General features: G+C 48.4%; 19 protein-coding genes. 5 read left to right on the forward strand and 14 right to left on the reverse strand.

What is annotated here, in order from left to right:
• Window positions 1-558: 558 nt before the first annotated feature.
• The 4 genes from HMPREF2726_RS04360 to HMPREF2726_RS04375 all read right to left on the reverse strand — a co-directional run bounded on the left by HMPREF2726_RS04360 (window position 559) and on the right by HMPREF2726_RS04375 (window position 3,676).
• Complete coding sequence (locus tag HMPREF2726_RS04360) at window positions 559-996, reverse strand: ExbD/TolR family protein (RefSeq protein WP_003759376.1); 438 nt, start codon at window positions 994-996, stop codon at window positions 559-561.
• 3 nt (window positions 997-999) lie between these two features.
• Window positions 1,000-1,659: a MotA/TolQ/ExbB proton channel family protein gene (locus tag HMPREF2726_RS04365; protein WP_003759374.1), complete on the reverse strand. Its 660-nt coding sequence runs from the start codon at window positions 1,657-1,659 to the stop codon at window positions 1,000-1,002.
• 59 nt (window positions 1,660-1,718) lie between these two features.
• Window positions 1,719-2,690 carry an energy transducer TonB gene (locus HMPREF2726_RS04370; protein ID WP_070602334.1) on the reverse strand — a complete coding sequence of 324 codons (972 nt, stop codon included), beginning with the start codon at window positions 2,688-2,690 and terminating at the stop codon, window positions 1,719-1,721.
• Between the two features lie 521 nt (window positions 2,691-3,211).
• On the reverse strand, window positions 3,212-3,676 hold the full coding sequence (locus HMPREF2726_RS04375; protein ID WP_003759367.1) for an Rrf2 family transcriptional regulator: 465 nt from the start codon (window positions 3,674-3,676) through the stop codon (window positions 3,212-3,214).
• 171 nt (window positions 3,677-3,847) lie between these two features.
• On the opposite strand from HMPREF2726_RS04375, the gene HMPREF2726_RS04380 reads away from it, so the two are divergent.
• Together HMPREF2726_RS04380 and HMPREF2726_RS04385 are read left to right on the forward strand one after the other, a co-directional pair.
• On the forward strand, window positions 3,848-4,228 hold the full coding sequence (locus tag HMPREF2726_RS04380; RefSeq protein ID WP_070602336.1) for a hemerythrin domain-containing protein: 381 nt from the start codon (window positions 3,848-3,850) through the stop codon (window positions 4,226-4,228).
• 112 nt (window positions 4,229-4,340) lie between these two features.
• The gene (locus tag HMPREF2726_RS04385; protein ID WP_049230346.1) at window positions 4,341-5,498 is read left to right on the forward strand and encodes an NnrS family protein; all 1,158 of its coding nucleotides are present in this window, start codon (window positions 4,341-4,343) and stop codon (window positions 5,496-5,498) included.
• A 131-nt stretch (window positions 5,499-5,629) separates the two neighbouring features.
• Here HMPREF2726_RS04385 and HMPREF2726_RS04390 read toward each other — a convergent pair whose 3' ends face one another.
• From HMPREF2726_RS04390 to HMPREF2726_RS04410, 5 genes are read right to left on the reverse strand one after another with little or no spacing between them, the layout of a single operon-like run.
• Window positions 5,630-6,388: a peptidyl-prolyl cis-trans isomerase gene (locus HMPREF2726_RS04390; RefSeq protein ID WP_070602338.1), complete on the reverse strand. Its 759-nt coding sequence runs from the start codon at window positions 6,386-6,388 to the stop codon at window positions 5,630-5,632.
• A gap of 20 nt (window positions 6,389-6,408) precedes the next feature.
• Window positions 6,409-7,272 carry a peptidylprolyl isomerase gene (locus HMPREF2726_RS04395; protein WP_070602340.1) on the reverse strand — a complete coding sequence of 288 codons (864 nt, stop codon included), beginning with the start codon at window positions 7,270-7,272 and terminating at the stop codon, window positions 6,409-6,411.
• A 33-nt stretch (window positions 7,273-7,305) separates the two neighbouring features.
• Window positions 7,306-7,575, reverse strand: coding sequence for a BolA family protein (locus HMPREF2726_RS04400; protein ID WP_003759357.1), 270 nt, complete (start codon window positions 7,573-7,575; stop codon window positions 7,306-7,308).
• Window positions 7,575-7,865 carry a YciI family protein gene (locus HMPREF2726_RS04405; RefSeq protein ID WP_003759356.1) on the reverse strand — a complete coding sequence of 97 codons (291 nt, stop codon included), beginning with the start codon at window positions 7,863-7,865 and terminating at the stop codon, window positions 7,575-7,577. Before HMPREF2726_RS04405 ends, HMPREF2726_RS04400 begins: the two co-directional genes overlap by 1 nt.
• A complete protein-coding gene (locus HMPREF2726_RS04410; protein ID WP_003776270.1) occupies window positions 7,865-8,398 on the reverse strand; it encodes a septation protein A in 534 nt (177 codons plus the stop codon). Before HMPREF2726_RS04410 ends, HMPREF2726_RS04405 begins: the two co-directional genes overlap by 1 nt.
• Window positions 8,399-8,747: 349 nt before the next feature.
• Here HMPREF2726_RS04410 and HMPREF2726_RS04415 point away from each other — a divergent pair, with 349 nt between their 5' ends.
• From HMPREF2726_RS04415 to porB, 3 genes are all read left to right on the forward strand, one after another.
• Window positions 8,748-11,282 carry a motility hub landmark protein FimV gene (locus HMPREF2726_RS04415; protein WP_070602342.1) on the forward strand — a complete coding sequence of 845 codons (2,535 nt, stop codon included), beginning with the start codon at window positions 8,748-8,750 and terminating at the stop codon, window positions 11,280-11,282.
• An 83-nt stretch (window positions 11,283-11,365) separates the two neighbouring features.
• Window positions 11,366-12,184 carry a tRNA pseudouridine(38-40) synthase TruA gene (gene truA, locus HMPREF2726_RS04420; protein WP_070602344.1) on the forward strand — a complete coding sequence of 273 codons (819 nt, stop codon included), beginning with the start codon at window positions 11,366-11,368 and terminating at the stop codon, window positions 12,182-12,184.
• 706 nt (window positions 12,185-12,890) lie between these two features.
• Window positions 12,891-13,964, forward strand: a complete 1,074-nt coding sequence (gene porB, locus HMPREF2726_RS04425) for a trimeric porin PorB (protein WP_070602345.1) — start codon at window positions 12,891-12,893, stop codon at window positions 13,962-13,964.
• Between the two features lie 457 nt (window positions 13,965-14,421).
• On the opposite strand, the gene HMPREF2726_RS04430 is transcribed toward porB, so the two are convergent.
• The 5 genes from HMPREF2726_RS04430 to HMPREF2726_RS04450 form a co-directional block, all read right to left on the reverse strand.
• Window positions 14,422-15,615 carry an LD-carboxypeptidase gene (locus HMPREF2726_RS04430; RefSeq protein ID WP_070602347.1) on the reverse strand — a complete coding sequence of 398 codons (1,194 nt, stop codon included), beginning with the start codon at window positions 15,613-15,615 and terminating at the stop codon, window positions 14,422-14,424.
• Window positions 15,616-15,715: 100 nt separating this feature from the next.
• Complete coding sequence (locus HMPREF2726_RS04435; protein WP_070602349.1) at window positions 15,716-16,114, reverse strand: HIT family protein; 399 nt, start codon at window positions 16,112-16,114, stop codon at window positions 15,716-15,718.
• The gene (locus HMPREF2726_RS04440) at window positions 16,111-16,425 is read right to left on the reverse strand and encodes a hypothetical protein (RefSeq protein WP_036491816.1); all 315 of its coding nucleotides are present in this window, start codon (window positions 16,423-16,425) and stop codon (window positions 16,111-16,113) included. Before HMPREF2726_RS04440 ends, HMPREF2726_RS04435 begins: the two co-directional genes overlap by 4 nt.
• A 10-nt stretch (window positions 16,426-16,435) precedes the next feature.
• Window positions 16,436-16,873, reverse strand: coding sequence for a ribonuclease HI (gene rnhA, locus HMPREF2726_RS04445; RefSeq protein ID WP_070602351.1), 438 nt, complete (start codon window positions 16,871-16,873; stop codon window positions 16,436-16,438).
• Between the two features lie 185 nt (window positions 16,874-17,058).
• Window positions 17,059-17,679 (reverse strand): NAD(P)H-binding protein, encoded by a 621-nt coding sequence (locus HMPREF2726_RS04450; RefSeq protein WP_070602353.1) that lies wholly within the window; start codon window positions 17,677-17,679, stop codon window positions 17,059-17,061.
• Window positions 17,680-18,634: the final 955 nt, after the last annotated feature.

The raw sequence follows: 18,634 nt of genomic DNA on the forward strand, positions 1-18,634 counted from the left end.
GTTCCGTACTATCTGTACTGTCTGCGGCTTCGTCCCCTTGTCCTGATTTAAAGTTAATCCACTATGTTACACATCTGGTTTCAGACGACCTTTTTTGAAATGGAAAGTGTTTTGTAGAGAGTGTGTTCTGTGCTCGTTTGATTGAAGATAAAGATGGTTTCATCGCTTTATTGGGTGGATGCTAATCCGGCATGGTGGTTTTGTTATTAAGGGAAATCGGGGAATAGGGGTGTTAAAAACAACCTTCCCGAATCCTTATATTGTAGCGGCTAAGGGTATTTATACAGAAAAGAGTGAAGGTTTCAGACGACCCCTTATCCTTGAGCGAATGGAGAGTCTCCGGCTTTGTGTCTAACTATTCTCCAATCAGGAAGGTTAGGGCAGATTTGAGTGTCTAGGAAGTCGAATTTATAAAAAATGCGGTTCATCTGCACTATGAAGAAAAGAGGAATTACTGAAAATGAGTGTATTGGATGTATTTAGGCTGTGTCTGATTTGTATGTAAAAGGTCGTCTGAAAAGTAGGAATGCTTTTCAGACGACCTTTTTACTGCCGGTATTATTGTGCTTTAGTTTCGGTCACAAAGCCGATTTTGGTAATACCTGCTTCGCGGGCAGCTTCGAGGGCTTTGTTGACATATTCGTATTCAACGGCCTTGTCTGCTGAAATGGCAACGATGGTATTGGCGTTTTTCTGCTTTTCAGTTTTCAGTCGGGAAGTAACCGTATTAATATCCGCTTTGGTTGCAGAATCACCATCGATGTAATAGTTGCCATTAACATCTATGGTCAGGCGTAGAGGGTCTTTAGGCTGCTTTTCCTTCTGCTTCGCTGCATTTTCTGAAGCGGACGGCAGTTCCAAAGGAATCGAGTGGGTCAGTACGGGCATGGTGATCATGAAAACGATCAACAGTACCAGCATCACGTCGACCAAAGGCGTGACGTTGATGTCTGACATCGGTGCATCATCGCCGGAATTCATAGAGCCGAATGCCATAATTTAGTCCTTTTGATTCAACAGGCGGACGTGTAAATCGTGTGCGAAAGCGTCCATATCTTGAGAGAGGGTTTTCTTGCCGCGGTTGAGGAAGTTATACGCCAAGACAGCAGGGATGGCGACAAACAAACCGATGGCGGTTGATACCAAGGCTTCACCAATCGGGCCGGCTACTGCGGCAATACTCATTTGACCGCTTTGACCGATATTGATCAAGGCGTGGTAAATCCCCCAGACCGTACCGAACAAGCCGATAAACGGGGCAGTTGAACCGATGGATGCCAAAGCAGTCATGCCGTAATCAAACTGGCGCATGTTTTGTTCCATGCTGTTTCGGATTTGAATGACGAGGTATTCGTTCAAAGGCAGCTCGGTAGTCAGTGTTTTCGCGTTGCTTTGACGATAGCTTTGGTAGGCACGCAGGGATTCGTCCGCTACGCGGCTCATGGGCGCATCAATATCTTTCACTTTTTGCACGGCTTCGGTAAGCGTAAAGGCATTAAGCATTTGCGTTTTAACGAGTGCGTTGGCGGTTTTGGCTTTTTTCAGTTTGATGGAGCGCAGGATAATCAGACACCAGGTCACGATACTCATTACTAACATCAACACGAATACACTGATCAGAACAAAATCGCCTGATTCGAATATTGTTTTTAAATCCATAATTTTTCCAAATTTTCCAAGTAAATTAAAACTTTTGTCGATAAAGGTGTTGCGCTCGATTACTCAAGAGTAAAAGAGACCGGGACTCGGAATTCAGTCCAGACAGAGGCATTGCAAGCACCATTTTTAACTGCTTTACGGGCAGCTTGGTCAAGAGCATTGGAGCCACTGCGTTTTAAAATTTTAACTTCAGCAACTTTTCCTCCTGGGCCAACCAAGACACTCAGCATAACTGTACCTGTATCTCCGTTTTCTGCCGCTATAGGCGGATATGGCGGTTTAGGAATATGGCAAGTGCCGCCTTTAACGGGATTGGCTCTACTACTACCCGGTCCGGCTCCAGGGCCATTTCCACCGCCGGAACCTCCTCCACTGCCACTACCTGAACCATGTTCGCCTTTGTTGCCACCACTGCCGGGGCCGCTGCCTTCACCTTGTCCGTTACCAGGACCTTTGTTGCCTCCGCCGTTTCCTTTGCTGTCGCCATGAGGAGCTTTACCTTGTCCGTTGCCTTTACCGTTTTCCGCAGTATTCGGACCAGTTTTGCTGCTGGTATAGTCTGAGGCTTTAGGTGCAGGTTTAGGTTCTGCTTTGGGTTGGGGTTTAGGCTCTGGGCGTGGCTCTGGTTTGGGCTCTGGCTTAGGTTCCGGTTTGGGTTCGGGTTTAGGCTCAGGTTTTGGTTTCTCAACCGGCTTGGGCTTCTCTTTCGGTTGCTGAATATCGGCATCCGCTTTTTTTGTTATTACCGGCTTGAACTGTGGTTTGGGTTGTTCGACCGGTTTGGGTTTCGGTTGAGGCTTGGGCTTTTGCGGTTCGGGCGTTTTTTCGGGAGCGGCAGGCGCACCTTCGCCTTCGGGGGTGCCGTCTCCACCTCCGTCGCCACCACCTAAATCCGCCAAATCGACAAACTCAATATTTGCCATTTCCGGTATAAGCGGTTTATATGTTTCCCACAAAAGCGCAATCAAGCCCGCGTGAAGCAATGTTACGGTAATGACGGCTACTGGGATTAAAATTCGGTCTTTATTCATAATCGACGCATGATAATAGCAACAATTTTTGTTTGCAACCTGTTTTTACATCTGTTTTTTGAGTTAATATTTATTCTGGAATAATCTAAAATATTAATATGTACAATGCAACATTTTGATATTGCTATTCATTATCACAATAAAACAAAAGAAAAAGAGGAAGCGACGCCTCAGTCAACTGGATTAGAAGTTGTTCATCCGGAAAAGTTCACAAATTTACAATAAAAGTGGTTTGGATAAAACGATGGCGATGGCGTGCCTTAGAGGAGAAAAAGCTGCAAAAATATTATTTTATTGATTGGCTTGTGTTCTTAGATTGATTCCCGCTATTGCAGGTCGGTAGTTGGTGTGGCTTGAATAGCGGGATAGACCCGTACACTTTCCCAAAAAGGTCGTCTGAAAATAGAAAATTTGATGCTTGTGAAATGTTGTGGTTACAAGAATGATCAGATGTTTCCTAATTTTGGGATTGTGCGGGTTTTCAGTTAAGTCTCTTAAAACATATCGGCAGAGTAGGTAGCTTATGCCGATTTATCGTCTGTTTTTTCGACAACGATTTCGATTTTGGGTTCGTATAGCAAATCGTAGGTTGGTTTATTGAGCAGATCCTGCAAAGTAAACCCGTCCAAATGCGCAAAGAAAGCCTTAATCGCTCCGCCCAAAATGCCGGTAAGGCGGCAAGACGGCGTAATCAGGCATTCGTTGTTTTCCCCCATGCATTCGACAACCTGCATGGGTTCAAGATGGCGAACGACCGCGCCGACATTGATTTTATCGGGTGTGTCGGCAAGACGCAGTCCGCCTCCTTTCCCTCTTATGCTGGTCAGGAATCCGCCTTTGACAAGCGCGGTAACGACTTTCATCAAATGACTTTTTGAAATGTTATAGGCTTCGGCAATGGTTCCGATATTGACTAACGAATCGTCGTTTATGGCCGCATAAATCAATACCCGCAGACCATAATCCGTATGTTGCGTCAGATACATGGTTTTCTCTGTTCAGAATATATTATTTTTTTAGGACGGCGGCAGTGTTTCCAGTGGAGAATTGTCGCCGTTATGTGTTTGACTTTATATATGATTAAGTTTCATAATATCTGAAACATTTAAATTAATCCAGTGTAGTTTGATAATTTATTATCATTATAATCAAATATTATGAAGCCGTTAAAACGCCACCCAGCACTTATCGAACTTTCCCGCGAACACCATCACGCCCTTTCACTCTGCGTCCGCCTCCTGCGCGCGCCCGATGAAAGCCATCAAACAGAGCTCGAAGCCCATTTCCTTGAATTGGAACCGCATTTTGTCGAAGAAGAAACCATGTTCGCCCCGCATTGGCAGAATATTCCTGTTGTGATGCGCGAACGTTTCGAAGCCGAACACGCCAAACTGCGCAGTATGATAGCAAATCCTGAATATCTTAACGAAGCATGGAATAAGGACTTTGCCGTTACCCTACGCGACCATGCCCGTTTTGAAGAACGCGAACTGTTTCCCGCAGTCGAGCCGTTTTTGCCGGAACCCGAAGGAATCTGATAAAAGAGGTCGTCTGAAAGTCCGAAAGCACGATTTTAGCGTTTTCAGACGACCCTACTGTCTATTCAAACCTAAAAAATACCATTCAAAAAAAACAAACTAAGGAACTACCATGACCGCCTTTTTCAAACACCCTGTTTGGGCAATGGCATTCCGCCCGTTTTACTCGCTGGCGGCACTATACGGCGCACTCTCCATCCTGCTTTGGGGCTTCGGCTATACGGGTACGCCCGAGTTGTCCAATTTTTATTGGCACGCCCATGAGATGATCTGGGGCTATGCCGGACTCGTCGTCATTGCCTTCCTATTGACCGCCGTTGCCACTTGGACGGGGCAGCCGCCCACGCGCGGAGGCGTTTTGGCAGGATTGACCGCATTTTGGTTGGCAGCAAGGATTGCCGTTTTCATTCCGGGCTGGGGTGCAACCGCCAGCGGCATACTCGGCACGCTGTTTTTCTGGTACGGCGCAGTTTGCATGGCATTGCCCGTCATCCGTTCCAAAAACAAACGCAACTACGTCGCCGTATTCGCCATCGTCGTCCTAGGCTGCACGCACGCCGCATTCCACTTCCAACTGCATGCCGGAAACGCATCTGCACTGCTCAGCGGGCTGCAGTCCGGTCTGATTATGGTCTCAGGCTTTATCGGCCTTATCGGCATGCGGATTATTTCCTTCTTTACCTCCAAACGCCTGAATGTTCCGCAAATCCCCAGCCCGATGTGGGTCGCGCATGCGTCCCTCTGGTTGCCCATGCTGACTGCCATGCTGATGGCGCACCATGCCCTGCCTTGGCTTTCATCTGCTTTTGCCTTTGCAGCGGGCGTGATTTTTACCGTACAGGTTTACCGCTGGTGGTATAAAGCCGTTCTGAAAGAACCGATGCTGTGGATTTTGTTCGCAGGCTATTTGTTCACAGGTTTGGGATTGATTGCCATCGGTGCCTCCTACTTCCACAGCTCTTTCCTTAATCTTGGCGTACATCTCATCGGCGTCGGCGGTATCGGCGTCCTGACATTGGGCATGATGGCGCGCACTGCGCTCGGGCATACCGGCAACTCCATCTATCCACCGCCCAAATCCGTACCCGTCGCCTTTTGGCTGATGATAGCCGCCACTGTCATCCGCATCATTGCAACCTTCGTCAGCGGCACCGGTTACACCCACAGCATCCGCACTTCCGCAGTCTTGTTTGCCCTGTCCTTGCTGCTTTACGCATGGAAATACATCCCTTGGCTCATCCGCCCGCGTTTGGACGGCAAACCGGGTTAATTAAATCAAGCATATCAAACGAAAGGTCGTCTGAAACCTTAAAACAGGTTTCAGACGACCTTTTTATATGGGAATCCGCTTTAAACCGGTACGGCGTGGTTTTACCGAAGTCCGTATCGTTTCAGTGCGTGTTATTGCTCGATACCGTTTTCACGCAATAGCTGGTGAATTTGCTGTTGGGCTTTATCTTCTTTCAGCAGCTGGGTGAGTTGATCGCGAATCAGATCAAACGGCGGTGCTTGAGGATCTTTTTGGATTTCGCTGATTTTAAACAGGAAGAACTTGTTTTCAATTTCAACAGGATTGTGAGTTACCTCTCCCCGATTCATTGGACCCAAGATGCCTGCAAGCGGTTGGCGCAGCTGTCTTGCCATGACGAAATCTTCAAATGCGGGTTGCTGATTCGGATATCGTTTCGTCAATTCTTCAAATGACAAGCCTTTCAAGAGCAATTCTTGTGCTGCTCGTGCTTCTTCGGGCGTATCGAAGCTAACCTGCTGAATCTTGATCATACGGGTTTGCTGATCGTAAAACTTCAATAATTCAGCATTGCTGATTTCGGCAGTGCGCTTCAGATAGTCGGCATATTGCGCCGCGTAAAATTCCGCTTCCATAGTGAGGAATTGGTTGCGGACCTCGGGATCTTTATCCAATCCGGCTTTGAGTGCGGCATTTTTGAGAATTTCAATGCTTTGCAAGTGTTTGACGACTTCTTGGCGGATTGCTTTGCCGTCAGGCTGCTGCTTGGATTCAGGACGCTGTTCGGCTTGCTTGAGAATGCGGGCGACTTCGCTGTCTATGCGTGCCGGATCAATATCAGGCGCTTTGGCGACAGCAAATCCGGCAACAGCCGTCGCCATGATGACTGCGGCGGCAGTTTGGTATGTCATGATAAAAACTCCGTGAACAGTTATTTAATTGTGGCTTTTTGCAACAGAGATTGGAGTGCTTCATCGACGCGGGAGGTTTGCAGGTCTTGGGCTATACTGCTTTTGGATTCGTCATAAGACGGAAGCTTTACATCCCGACGGTCGTTGACATAGAAGACGGCATATACGTCGCTGTCTTGCAGAGGCGTTGTAGTGTGCGCACCTTTTTTCAAATCTTTAACTGCGGCATAGAGCGGGGGAACGGCTTCTTGCAAATCTTTTAAAGGAACATAGCCTTGCTGGATGCCGCCCGCTTGTTTGGCGCGTTCATCTATTGAATATTGTTTCAGGACGGAGGCAAAGCTTTTCTTGGCATTTAAATCAGAAATGGCTTTTTGGGCATCCGCTTGGGTGCGGGTAATAATTTCGCCCAGTTGTACTTCTTGAGTGCCTTTGTAGAAGTTGCTGAAATTATCGTAAGCGGTTTTGACGTCTTTTTCTTGAACAGGATTTTGACGGAGGACGTGAATCGCATAAGCTTGTCCAAGTAAATCGCTTTCAAATGCCGCCCATTCGGTTTTGAAATGTGCTTTTTTATCGGCACCTTGTTTTTTGGCATCCGTACGGGCATGTTCCAAAGCTTGTTTGAATTCGGCACTTTGGTCGAGTTTCAGGCGTTTGGCTTCTTGTGATACGACGGTATTGATGACTTGGCGCTCGGTCAGTTCTCTGCGTAGCTCGGGAGAATCGGGAATTTTGTTGTTTGCTGCACGCAGCGCGGCAACTTGGGCATCAATGACGCTGCTGTCGATGGCTTGACCATTAACTGTAACTAAGGTTTGGGCAGAAAGGCTGCCGGAAACCAGAGCAGTCATCAGCATAGAGATGAGATATTTTTTCTTCATGATTTTCTCTTGTTATGTCCAGTATGTCTGTAATTAGTGGAAGTATTCGTCTGGAGTGGCCGCTTTGATGCTCAATGCGTGAATCAGCCCTTCGGAAAACAGATCGTGAAGTAAGGTTTTAATGGTGCGTTGGCGGTTAAGACGGCTGACGCCGCCGAAAGCTTCGCTGACGACTACGACCGTATAATGCCCGCCTCCTTTGTTTCCCGAGTGCCCCGCATGCAGATGGCTGTCATCCTGAAAGTCAAAAAAAACAGGATTCAGCGTTTTCAGACGACCTTCAATAGCTTCACGCATATCCATTATTTGAATACGGCTTTGAACGGTTTGATCAATACCTCTTCATAGACGCCCGCATCGACGTAAGGGTCTTTTTCCGCCCATTCTTGAGCGGCATCCAAAGATTCAAATTGAGCCACAATCAGACTGCCGGACACGCGCTCCGGATTGTCGGGAAGAGGGTTTGGGCCGGCAGTCAGAAGACGTCCTTCAGCCTTCAAAGCTTCCAAGCGTTGCAGATGGGCAGGGCGTGCCGCCATACGGGCTTCGTGTACATTATCGGCATCGGTGGCCAGGAGCATGTAATATTCCATCAACTATCCTTTTTGGGTAAATATCGGCTCAAATAGGAAAATTGAGCGATAAAGAAAACAAACAAAAAACCGGTAGAGCCGAACATTTTGTAATTTACCCATTGTTCTTTGAAGTGGGTAAATACAAACCAGTTGGCAATACCTAAGAAAATCATGAATGCGACCCAGGCATAAGTCAGTTTACTCCAAACATGTTCAGGCAGTTCCAACTCTTTGCCCATAGTCGCTTTTAATCCGTTTTTTCCGCTTAGATGGCTGATCAGCAAAACCAATGCGCCAATCCAGAACAAAACGGTCGGTTTCCACATGATAAAACGGTCATCATGAAGTAGAATGGTCGCGCCGCCGAATACGACGATCAGGATCAGGCCGACCCACTGCATCGTATCGAGTTTTTTGTATTTCCAGTAAGTAAAACCTGCCTGCAAAATGCCGAATACAACGGCAACCGCAGTCGCAGTAATCATGTTTTTCGTGATTGTGTAAGTCAGGAAAAACAAGATGACTGCCAATAAATCGCTTAAAACTTTCATAATCAAACAAACAAAAAAGATGAAACCAATCGGCTAAACGCTAATCATACAGGCAGCCTCACCTTTTTGCACCACCCTGGAAACGAAATTGCCGATGCAGGCGGGCAATAATCTAAAAAAAGGGTTTAAAAAATGCCGTCGGGATGATAAACTATGTTATCAGTAGGATTTGTAAAAAAGAAACACAGAAATTACAAACCTGTTAATTTCTCGTTCGTTTCATCACTTAATTCATCGGATTACTTGGCAGACTGCGACTTTAGAAGATATCATAACGTAATATATCGTAATATACGGTTAAGCATGTAGCAGTTCTAGCAGGGTTGTCATTTTACACAGGGGACAAGTTTTGAAAAACCATCATAAAATCAAATTAATCGCGGCATCTGTGGCCTTGGCAGTGTCGTTTGGTGCGAGCGCAGGGCTTGGCGGGCTGAATGTCCAATCCCATCTGGGCGAGCCGTTTTCAGGCAGTATTACCGTAACCGGTGACGAGGCTCAGGCGCTGTTGAAAGGCGGAAAAGCGACTGTTTCCAATAGCAATTTGCGTACCAGTGTCCGTAAGTCGGGCGACAAGGCAGTCGTCACTATCCACTCAAGCAAAGCGATTAAAGACCCTGTGTTGATTTTCCAAGTCGGCGCAGGTTCGCAATCACGCGAATACACAGCCATCATTGATCCCGCAGGCTATTCCGGTAAAACGGATGGTTCAAGCCGTGCGCGCAGCGGTGGCGAATCTTCATCCAATTCTTCTGCTGACAACAATTCATACCATTCTCAATTTGACCGTCAGGCGGCGCGTGACCGTATCAACCGCGCGATACAAAACGGAAATCAAAATGAAACCGTTCGCAAGGAAGCTGTACGAAAAGATAAAAACAACACAAATAAACCGGTACAGACACAGGCACAGCCGTCAAAACAACAGCAACAATCTTCTGTAGGCGCCAATGGGACCGAGATTCGTTATGGCAAGCAGCATCTGGTTCGTCAGGGTGAAACTCTGACCGAAATTGCCACTAAAATCCGTCCTCAAGGAATGACCGTCGAACAAACAATACAGGCATTGGTCAATGCCAACCCCGGCGTGTTCATCGGTAAAGATGCCGACCGTATGCTTGCGGGCAAGGTGTTGTACATTCCGATGCACGGCGATATGAAATCGACGGCATCCAAACCTGCACAAGTCAAACCTCCGGTTCAGGAAGGCAATAAGCCTCAAGCCCAAGGGTCGTCTGAAAAAGCCGGTACCGCAACGCCTCCTAAAGAGACTCCGGTAGAAAACACCAAAGTAGAAAATAAAAAAGAAGATAAAAAAGCTGAGCCGGTACAAGAAGCTAAGCCTGAAACCAAACCGGCTGTAACGACGGCAGGCACTCCGGAGCAAAATAAAGCTGAAACAGGTGCAGCCTCTGCCGAGCAAGTAAATGTCCTGCCTGAGCCGAATGCATCGTCTGCAACAGCAAACACAGAACCACAAGAAATTTCTCAGGCACAAGCTGATGTCGAAGCGCGCATTGCCTCGGCAGTTGCCACAGAAAAACAACAAGAAGAAGCATCAGCGGAAGAAAGCGGATTATGGCGCTGGCTGTTGATCGGCGGTGCGGCAGCGGCAGGTTTGTTGCTGTTACTGTTCTTGTTGGGCAAGCGGAAGAATTCAGCTGTTGCGCCTGTGGCTGGTGCGATAGATCAGGACGATCAGGATGAGGACGATCTCGATATCAGTATCGAAGATCATGTATTCCCTGCTGCCACTGCGCCGCAACCGCAACCACAACCACAACCACAAGTTGTAGCAGAAACTTCCAAATCTGAAGAAGACGGTTTGGAAATTGAAGATGATTTCGATGATGAAGTATTCTTTAATGAGCCGACTCCGGTTGCCGAACCTGCACAAGAAAACGTCGATCTGGATCTGAACGAACTGGACAATACTCAAGCCAGCATCGTGTCTAGCGCCGTAACCATCGACGAAGAAACCGAAAAACGCCGTGATATCGATTGGGATACTGTCGAATCTACCGAAAGCGTATATGAGCCTGAGCCGGAAAATCCATATCAACATGTTGCTGTTGTAATGGAAGACAGAGCTGCTGAAGTAGAAGCAGTAGAAAAAGAGGTTGCTCATGAGGAAGAGGCCCCATACGTTTCCTCTTTTGTAGCACCATCTGTTTCAGACGACCTGTCAGAAGCTCAACCACAAGCACCGGAAGAAGAGCCAATTCCTTTCGAAGTAGAGGTGGAAGAGCCTAAATCAGAAACAATTGATGCAGAAGCAGAAGAAGTAGAAGCCAAATCTGAAGAATCGGAAGAGGGTTGGGATTTCTTCGCGGAAGAGCCAAAAGCGGCTAAAGCTATTGAGCCTTTCCCTGAATTAGGCGCACAAGAAGAAACGTCGTCTGAAGTTGAAGTCGCAGACATACAAGAAGAAGTGTTGGCTGAAGTTGAAACAGCAGACAAACAGGCAGATAGCTCTGAGGAAGCGCTGGACTTCGTTATTGAAAAAACAGAGCAGCCACAGCCTGAAGCCGATGTTCAGCCGTTTGAGATTAAACAAGACGAACCTTTATCATTCCAAGATGGTGAAGATTTCAGTATTGAAAACACTCAAGAAGCCAGCGCTGACGAAACTATCGAATGGGAAAATCTGGGTGTTGAAGATACTGCCGACAACAGTAATGAACATTCCGGTTTTGACTCAGGCTTCATCTCCGAGTCCGTCGGTATGACAGCTCCGCTGGAAGCTAAATATGACCTAGCTAAAATGTATGTTGAAATCGGCGATCCCGATGCTGCCCGCGAGACATTGACTGAATTGCTGGAAGACGCAAGCGGTGAGATCCGTAATAAAGCCCAAGCATTGATGAACGAATTGAATGCCTAATATTGGCAAGTAAATCGAAATTGAACAATGCTAAAATAAAAGATGCCGTGAAAACGGCATCTTTTATTATTTTCAGACGACATATGACTGCATACACCGAATCATTATCCATAAAAACCATACAAAGATGGGCATTAACCCTGTCTTATGACGGCAGCCAATTTTACGGTTGGCAAAAACAAGCCGACGGTTTACCCACTGTTCAGACGACCTTGGAATGCGCACTCAGTCAGATTGCGGGTGAAACCATCCGTACTATTGTTGCCGGACGAACCGACACAGGCGTACACGCGACTGCACAAGTCGTCCATTTTGATACCGCAGTGGTCCGTCCCGAGCAGGCGTGGGTGCGGGGCGTCAATGCTTATCTTCCTGAAGGTGTGGCTGTATTGTTCGCGCAGCAGGTTGCCCCACATTTTCACGCCCGCTTTGACGCATACGGTAGAAGATATCGTTACCTTTTGGAATCATCTCCCGTCCGCTCCCCGATATTGCAAGGCAGAGTAGGGTGGACGCACCTCAAACTCGATCCTGAAAAAATGCAACAGGCAGCTCTATTATTAGAAGGCGAACATGATTTCTCCAGCTTTCGTGCTGCCGAATGCCAAGCAAAATCGCCCATTAAAACCTTATACAGCGCAAAAATCAGCGGTACGCCGCAATTCCTCAAATTAGACCTGCACGGCAATGCCTTTCTACATCATATGGTGCGTAATATCATGGGTGCATTGGTTTATGTTGGTAGCGGCAGGCTTAGCGTTTCCGGATTTCAGGACTTAATCGAAGAGCGCAGTCGATTAAAAGCCCCCCCGACTTTTATGCCTGATGGGCTGTATCTGACCGGAGTGGATTATCCGTCCGAGTTCGGTATCATTCGTCCCGAAATGCCAATATGGCTGTGAGGTCGTTTGAAATCTAAGTGCGTGCTTATGGAGAATCTTTCTTTGCCAAAGTCTGTTGCGGGTAATGCCCGCACTGCATCAATAAGGTCACAGTCTGCCCGAATAGATATTTCTATCAACCTTTCCAGAAATTTGGTTTGCGGGAATTGTATGTGCCAATGGCAAAAGGTCGTCTGAAATCAATACAAAGATTTTCAGACGACCTTTTCTTTTGAGGAAACTACGGGACAGGTCATGTCGGTGTTACACCGACGAAACCGCAAATTCAAAGGGCAGGATTTATGTTTCTACATTGAGGGAGGGAATATACCTAATGTTCATGACCGGCTAATCCCACATAAATTGCATGCTATAAGAAAGTACACACCTGCACCCGTTTATTCATTCATCCGGCTGATTTAGCTAAAAAACAACAGCCAATCGCCTAAAACGACCGTTTAGGAAATTGTGTTGTAAAAATGCAAACAACGGGTAAGTTGATATTACATTATGATTTATAAGGAAAATATTGCGAATGCCTTGTTGTGATGCGGGTGCTGTGAGGTCAGGTGGTCAGTAGGGGTAGTGAATAAAGTTTGTTTTTTTAGAGAGGAACAATTATAGTGAGAGTCATGGAATCGCTGATTCCAGCGATAATGTAAAGCCTAAGCGGATTCTATCCGAGTCTGCTTAAGTTATTTCTTCACGATAGAAAAGGAATACAGCAATGAAAAAATCTCTGATTGCTCTGACTTTGGCAGCTTTGCCTGTTGCAGCTATGGCTGACGTGACTCTGTACGGTCAAGTTAAAGCCGGTGTTGAAGTTTCTCGTACTAAAGAAACTGTTAATCACGTAAGCACCAAAAACAAAACTGCAACTGAAATTGCTGACTTTGGTTCCCGTATCGGTTTCAAAGGTCACGAACACCTGAGCAACAACCTGAATGCTATCTGGCAAGTAGAGCAAAATACTTCTGTTGCCGGTACTGACAAAGGTTGGGGTACTCGTGAATCCTTCATCGGTTTGGAAGGCGGCTTCGGTAAAGTTCGCGCTGGTAAATTGAACACTGCTCTGAAAGACAACAGCGACAGCGTAGATCCTTGGGAATCTAGCGACGCGAATGCATCAGTTTTGCAATTCGGTAAACTGAAACGTGTTGACGAGCGTAAAGTATCTGTACGTTACGACTCTCCAGTATTTGCTGGTTTCAGCGCAAGCGCTCAATACCAACCACGCGACAATGCTAACCCTGAGGACAAACATGTTCATGACGTGAAAACCCGTCACTCTTTCGACCTGGGTCTGAACTATGAAAACTCCGGTTTCTTTGGTCGCTACGCTGGTACTTTCGCAAAACGTAAATCTTTGGATACAGAACATCTGGAACTGTTCAACAGCAACACCACTTTGGGTTCTGGCGTTTACAAAGACTACCAAGTACACCGTCTGGTAGGTGGTTACGATGCTAACAACGTACTGGTTTCTGTTGCCGGTCAATACGAAGGCTTTAAAGCTGACGTAGCTGACGCTAAGAAAAACGAACGTACTGAAGTTGCTGTAACTGGCGGCTACCGTATGGGTAACGTAATGCCTCGTCTGTCTTACGCTCACGGCTTCAAAGCTAAAGAAAACGGCGTGAAACAAGGTAACAGCCAATACAACCAAGTGATTGTTGGTGCTGACTACGACTTCTCTAAACGTACTTCTGCTCTTGTTTCTGCCGGCTGGTTGAAAGAAGGCAAAGGTGGCGACAAAACTCAATCTACCGCTGGTCTGGTTGGTCTGCGTCACAAATTCTAATCTAGTACGATTAGTTTAAATAAAGAGCCTGCTTTATGCAGGCTCTTTTGTTTTTTGAATAATGTGTGTTTGGTTGGATGTATATCGGTTTCGTATTATCTGTACGGTCTGTGGCTTCGCAGCCTTGTTCTGATTTAAATTTAACCCGCTATTTGCTGGCATGGGCAGTATAACGATGAAAGTTTGCCGTAGATTGTATAGTGGATTAACTTTAAACCAGTACGGCGTTGCCTCGCCTTGGCTCAAAGAGACATTCTCTAAGGTGCTGAAGCACCAAGTGAATCGGTTTCTGTACTGTCTGTACTGTCTTGAGGCTTCGCAGCCTTGTCCTGATTTAAATTTAATCCACTATAGTACCGCTCATTCCCTCATTATGTGAAGTTTATTGGATAGAAAAAGGTCGTCTGAAAAACCGATTCGGATTTTCAGACGACCTTTGTTTGAATCGAAAGCTTGTTTATTCGATGACTTCTTCGGTTGTCGTGCTGCGGTAGGTAGAGCCGTTGAACGTCGGCATAGGCGGGGGCAGCAGGTTGTTGAGGGTTAAGGCGGCGGGGTTCAGGGTAGGGTAGCCGCTGAAGGTTACGGTGTAGCCGCCGTTGGCGGTGCTGTGGATTTTGGCATGTGCGCCTAAGGGGAAGGTGCTTTTATTGGTGATATGTCCAAAGGGGAAGCCTGTCAGGACAGGGACTTTGGCGGTGCGTGAGACGTGGTTGACGACGGCGGAGAAGTCGTAGCTTGAGTCGTATACGTCGCGGATGGTGCCCATGCGGAAGTCGCCGAAGATGATGGCGCGTTGTTTTTGCAGGATGCCTGCAAGATAAAGCGTGTTCAACATGCGTTCGATGCGGTAGGGTTGTTCGCTGACGTCTTCGACGAACAGGATGCCGCCTTGGATGTCGGGCATATAGGGCGAGCCTGCGAGGGAGGCTAGGACGCTGAGGTTGCCGCCCCATAAGGTACCTTCGACGTTGACGTTGGCGCGTTGGATGGCGGGAACGTCGATGACGTTGACGTTGTTGGTGGTGCCGCGGATGAACGAATCCATGGTGTAGACGCTGGGTTCGGGTTTGCCGAATTCGCTGTAAACCATAGGTCCGGCGAAACTTGCCATATTGCCTTTGGCGAGCAGGGCGAGTTGGACGGCGCAAACGTCGCTGAAGCCGAAGAATAAAGTGCCGCGTTCGCGCATTCTGGCGCCGAGTGAGGCGAAGTCGATTTGCGGCAGGATGCGTGCCGCGCCGTAGCCGCCGCGCAAGCCCATGAGGACTTTGGGGGTTTCAACGCGGCCGGTGGCGACCTCTTGGAAGTCGGCGGCACGTTGGGCGTCGGAGCCGGCGAAGCGTTGATAGCGTCGGCTGCCTGCTTGTTGGTTGGTCACGGTAAAACCTGCGTTATAGAGGCGGGTTAAGCCTGCGTTGACGCGGTTGGGATCTTCGGCAAAGCCGGAAGGGGCGACGACGCGGAGGAGGTTGTCGCCGGAGCGTGGGGGATGGCTGGTTTTGGGCTGCACGGGTTGGGCTTTCGCTGTGTTGCCGGTTTGAGTGGACGGGGTAACGGTAGTGCCGGTGCCGCAGGCTTGCAGCAGACCGGCTCCGGCTGCGGCGGAGCAGGCGCGGAGGAAATGGCGGCGGGAGGTTTGCCAGGTCATATGGTTTCCTTTGGTTGGGTTTCAGACGACCTTTGTGGCAGGTCGTCTGAAAATCTGTTGATATGCGGTTTCCGATACGCCCGTTAAGGTCGTCTGAACATTACGCCAGCAGGGCTTTGACTTGTTCTGTCCAGTGGTCCGGCAAGGGCATGCCGTGTTCGCGGACGGGTGCTGCCCAAATCGGGGCAGGAAAGTTGGCATCGTTTTCAAAGCGGGCGATGACGTGCCAATGCAGATGGGGAACGACGTTGCCCAGGCTGGCAAGGTTGATTTTGGCGGGATGGAACACTTGGCGCATGGCGGCTTCGACTTTATACACCATTTCCATGATTTCGGCACGTTCGGCGGCTGAAAGGTCGGTCATCTCGGCGATGTGGTCGTTCCAGATGACGCGGCAGAATGCCGGGGCTGCGGCTTCGTTGTGGACGGCGATAACGCGCAGGTTTGGGGTTTGCAGCAAAATGTCTTCGTTGTCTGCGGTGCAGATGGGGCAGGTCATGGGTTTTTCTTTCTGAGTCTGAATAGGAATCGGATGATTTCAATCAGGATTTTTAGAACGAGGTAAATGGCAGTTAGTAGTATGAATGCGTAAAACCACGGTTCAGGTATAAACCACCAAAATAAATAGGAGGGTGTGATTAAGTCGGCACATTCTTCGGCACTCTTAACGTGATCGCACAATCCAAAGCGAAAAAAATCATTGACATCATGAAAGGGCGAATAGGCAAACATAAATGCTATGGGCGTCACACAAATCAATGCAATGATGGCAATCCAAAAGAATGGTTTGAGATGTTTGAGTGCAGTCATGGATGAAGTGTTATAAAAATTTTGCCGCGCCTCGGTTGGCGAGCTCGTCAGCTTTTTCGTTTTCAGGGTGTCCGGCATGGCCTTTTACCCAAGTCCAACGGACATCGTGCTGTTGAACCAAGCTGTCGAGTTCTTTCCATAAATCATCGTTTTTAACCGGTTTTTTGGCGGCGGTTTTCCAGCCGTTTTTTTTCCAGCCGTGTATCCAGCTTTCCATGCCGTTTTTGACGTATTGCGAGTCGGTGCAGATGATGACTTGGCAGCGGCGTTTTAGGGATTTCAGGCCTTCGATGACGGCGGTCAGCTCCATGCGGTTGTTGGTGGTTTCCGCTTCGCCGCCGAACAGTTCTTTTTCATGTGCGCTGTAACGCATGAACACGCCCCAGCCGCCTGCGCCGGGATTGCCTTTGCATGCGCCGTCAGTGTAGAGATAGACGGGTTTGTCCATAAAATACCTTTGTGTGAAGAGCCATTATCATAACACAAGGCAGGAGGTCGTCTGAAAGCGGGGTTTGGGAATGGTTTTTTAAGTGGATGAATGGATGCCGCGCTGATTGGCGTTGCGCTTGTCGGCAATAGAAAACAGGTCGTCTGAAACGGTTTCAGACGACCTGTTTGACTATGGACGCGGTGTTAACTGCCTGAGCCGACGGTGTAAACCTTACCGATGCTGCTGGGGTCTTGCAGGACGGCGGCGACGGCGGTGGCGAGTCCGTTTCGGCTCATGTAGTTTTTAGGGATGCCGTCGGGGTGGTCGGTCAGGATGTGGCGGTTGTCTTCGCTGTTGTCCAATCCGCAGGGGCGGAGGATGGTCCAGTTCAAACTGCTTTGTTTGAGGTAGATTTCGGCTTCGGTTTTGGCGCGGACGGCTTCGCCGAGGGCTTGTTTGAAGGGTTCGCTCATCATGTCCCATTGTTCGCCGCAGCCCATGCTGGTAATCAGGATGAAACGGGCTTGCGGGTTGGCGGCTTGGACGGCGGCGATGATGTTGATGTTGCCCAATGCGTCGCTGCGTATGCCTTGTTCGTTTTTGCCGCCGACGAAGCTGATGACGCTGTCGGGGCGGTATTGTGCGAACACTTTGTCGAGCGCGTCGGCATCGAGCGCGTCGGCTACGGTCGTCTGAATGCGGTGTTCGCTGAAGAACGAATCTTCAGGCGGCTTTCTTAATACGGCAACGGTGTCGGCGGGATGGGTGAGTGTGCGGATGAATGCGCGGCCGGACGGGCCGTTGGCGCCGAAGATGAGTTGCATAGGGTCTCCTTTGTTGGATGGTTTGGGGTAGGCTGGTTGATTTTCAGACGACTTTGAATTGCTAGTTTGTGCTTTACCCTCTCCCTAACCCTCTCCCACAGGGAGAGGGGATGGGTTGGCAGGGAAGCTAAAAGTGGCAGAGAAACCAAAAATGGGAGCAGTCGTAAAATGGTTCAGTTGTAGCGTGGGCTATGCCCACGATTTTGCTCCAACGGTCGTCTGAAATCTGTATTTGTTTTTAACGAAACTCGCTGTATTCGTTTTAACTTCATTGATACTGCGCTTTCAGACGACCTTGTTGTGTTTGAAGCCGTGTGGTCGTGGGCATAGCCCACGCTACTTCTTTTCAGTTTTCTTTTGTGGCAGAGCTTAGGTCGTCTGAAAACGGGCAAAGCGGGTTTTATAACAACTGTCGTAGCGTGGGCTTTACCCGCGGAATTGACTTACCGGTTTGTGCTTTGCCCTCTCCCTAGCCCTCTCTCACGGGGAGGGGGGATGGATTGGCGGGGAAACTCCAAGTGGCAGAGAAGCCAAAAATGGTTCAGTTGTAGCGTGGCCTATGCCCGCGATTTTGCTTCAACGGTCGTCTGAAATCTGTATTGGGGTTTCAGCAAAATTCGCTGCATTCGTTTTAACTTTGTTGATGCTGCGCTTTCAGACGACCTTGTTGTGTTTGAAGCCGTGAGGTCGTGGGCATAGCCCACGCTACTTCTTTTCGGCTTTTCCGCGGCAGAGCGGTGGTCGTCTGAAAACGGGCAAAGCGGGTTTTATAACAATAGCCATGGGTGGGTTTTACCCGCGGAATTGACTTACCAGTTTGGTGTCGTGCCCTCTCCCTAACCCTCTCCCGCGGGGAGAGGGAATTGAGGATACTGAAATTCAACCATTTTTGGATTTTCTGCCACTTGGAATTTGTCAGCAAATCTATCCCCTCTCCCCGTGGGAGAGGGTTAGG

It is taken from the genome of Neisseria sp. HMSC074B07 (assembly GCF_001810355.1).
In the GTDB taxonomy this organism is placed as follows: Bacteria; Pseudomonadota; Gammaproteobacteria; order Burkholderiales; family Neisseriaceae; genus Neisseria.

Coding starts and splice junctions, on each gene's coding strand:
- HMPREF2726_RS04360 (WP_003759376.1), bottom strand. CDS start 996: ATGGCATTCGGCTCTATGAATTCCGGCGATGATGCACCGATGTCAGAC.
- HMPREF2726_RS04365 (WP_003759374.1), bottom strand. CDS start 1,659: ATGGATTTAAAAACAATATTCGAATCAGGCGATTTTGTTCTGATCAGT.
- HMPREF2726_RS04370 (WP_070602334.1), bottom strand. CDS start 2,690: ATGAATAAAGACCGAATTTTAATCCCAGTAGCCGTCATTACCGTAACA.
- HMPREF2726_RS04375 (WP_003759367.1), bottom strand. CDS start 3,676: ATGTATCTGACGCAACATACGGATTATGGTCTGCGGGTATTGATTTAT.
- HMPREF2726_RS04380 (WP_070602336.1), top strand. CDS start 3,848: ATGAAGCCGTTAAAACGCCACCCAGCACTTATCGAACTTTCCCGCGAA.
- HMPREF2726_RS04385 (WP_049230346.1), top strand. CDS start 4,341: ATGACCGCCTTTTTCAAACACCCTGTTTGGGCAATGGCATTCCGCCCG.
- HMPREF2726_RS04390 (WP_070602338.1), bottom strand. CDS start 6,388: ATGACATACCAAACTGCCGCCGCAGTCATCATGGCGACGGCTGTTGCC.
- HMPREF2726_RS04395 (WP_070602340.1), bottom strand. CDS start 7,272: ATGAAGAAAAAATATCTCATCTCTATGCTGATGACTGCTCTGGTTTCC.
- HMPREF2726_RS04400 (WP_003759357.1), bottom strand. CDS start 7,575: ATGGATATGCGTGAAGCTATTGAAGGTCGTCTGAAAACGCTGAATCCT.
- HMPREF2726_RS04405 (WP_003759356.1), bottom strand. CDS start 7,865: ATGGAATATTACATGCTCCTGGCCACCGATGCCGATAATGTACACGAA.
- HMPREF2726_RS04410 (WP_003776270.1), bottom strand. CDS start 8,398: ATGAAAGTTTTAAGCGATTTATTGGCAGTCATCTTGTTTTTCCTGACT.
- truA (WP_070602344.1), top strand. CDS start 11,366: ATGACTGCATACACCGAATCATTATCCATAAAAACCATACAAAGATGG.
- porB (WP_070602345.1), top strand. CDS start 12,891: ATGAAAAAATCTCTGATTGCTCTGACTTTGGCAGCTTTGCCTGTTGCA.
- HMPREF2726_RS04430 (WP_070602347.1), bottom strand. CDS start 15,615: ATGACCTGGCAAACCTCCCGCCGCCATTTCCTCCGCGCCTGCTCCGCC.
- HMPREF2726_RS04435 (WP_070602349.1), bottom strand. CDS start 16,114: ATGACCTGCCCCATCTGCACCGCAGACAACGAAGACATTTTGCTGCAA.
- HMPREF2726_RS04440 (WP_036491816.1), bottom strand. CDS start 16,425: ATGACTGCACTCAAACATCTCAAACCATTCTTTTGGATTGCCATCATT.
- rnhA (WP_070602351.1), bottom strand. CDS start 16,873: ATGGACAAACCCGTCTATCTCTACACTGACGGCGCATGCAAAGGCAAT.
- HMPREF2726_RS04450 (WP_070602353.1), bottom strand. CDS start 17,679: ATGCAACTCATCTTCGGCGCCAACGGCCCGTCCGGCCGCGCATTCATC.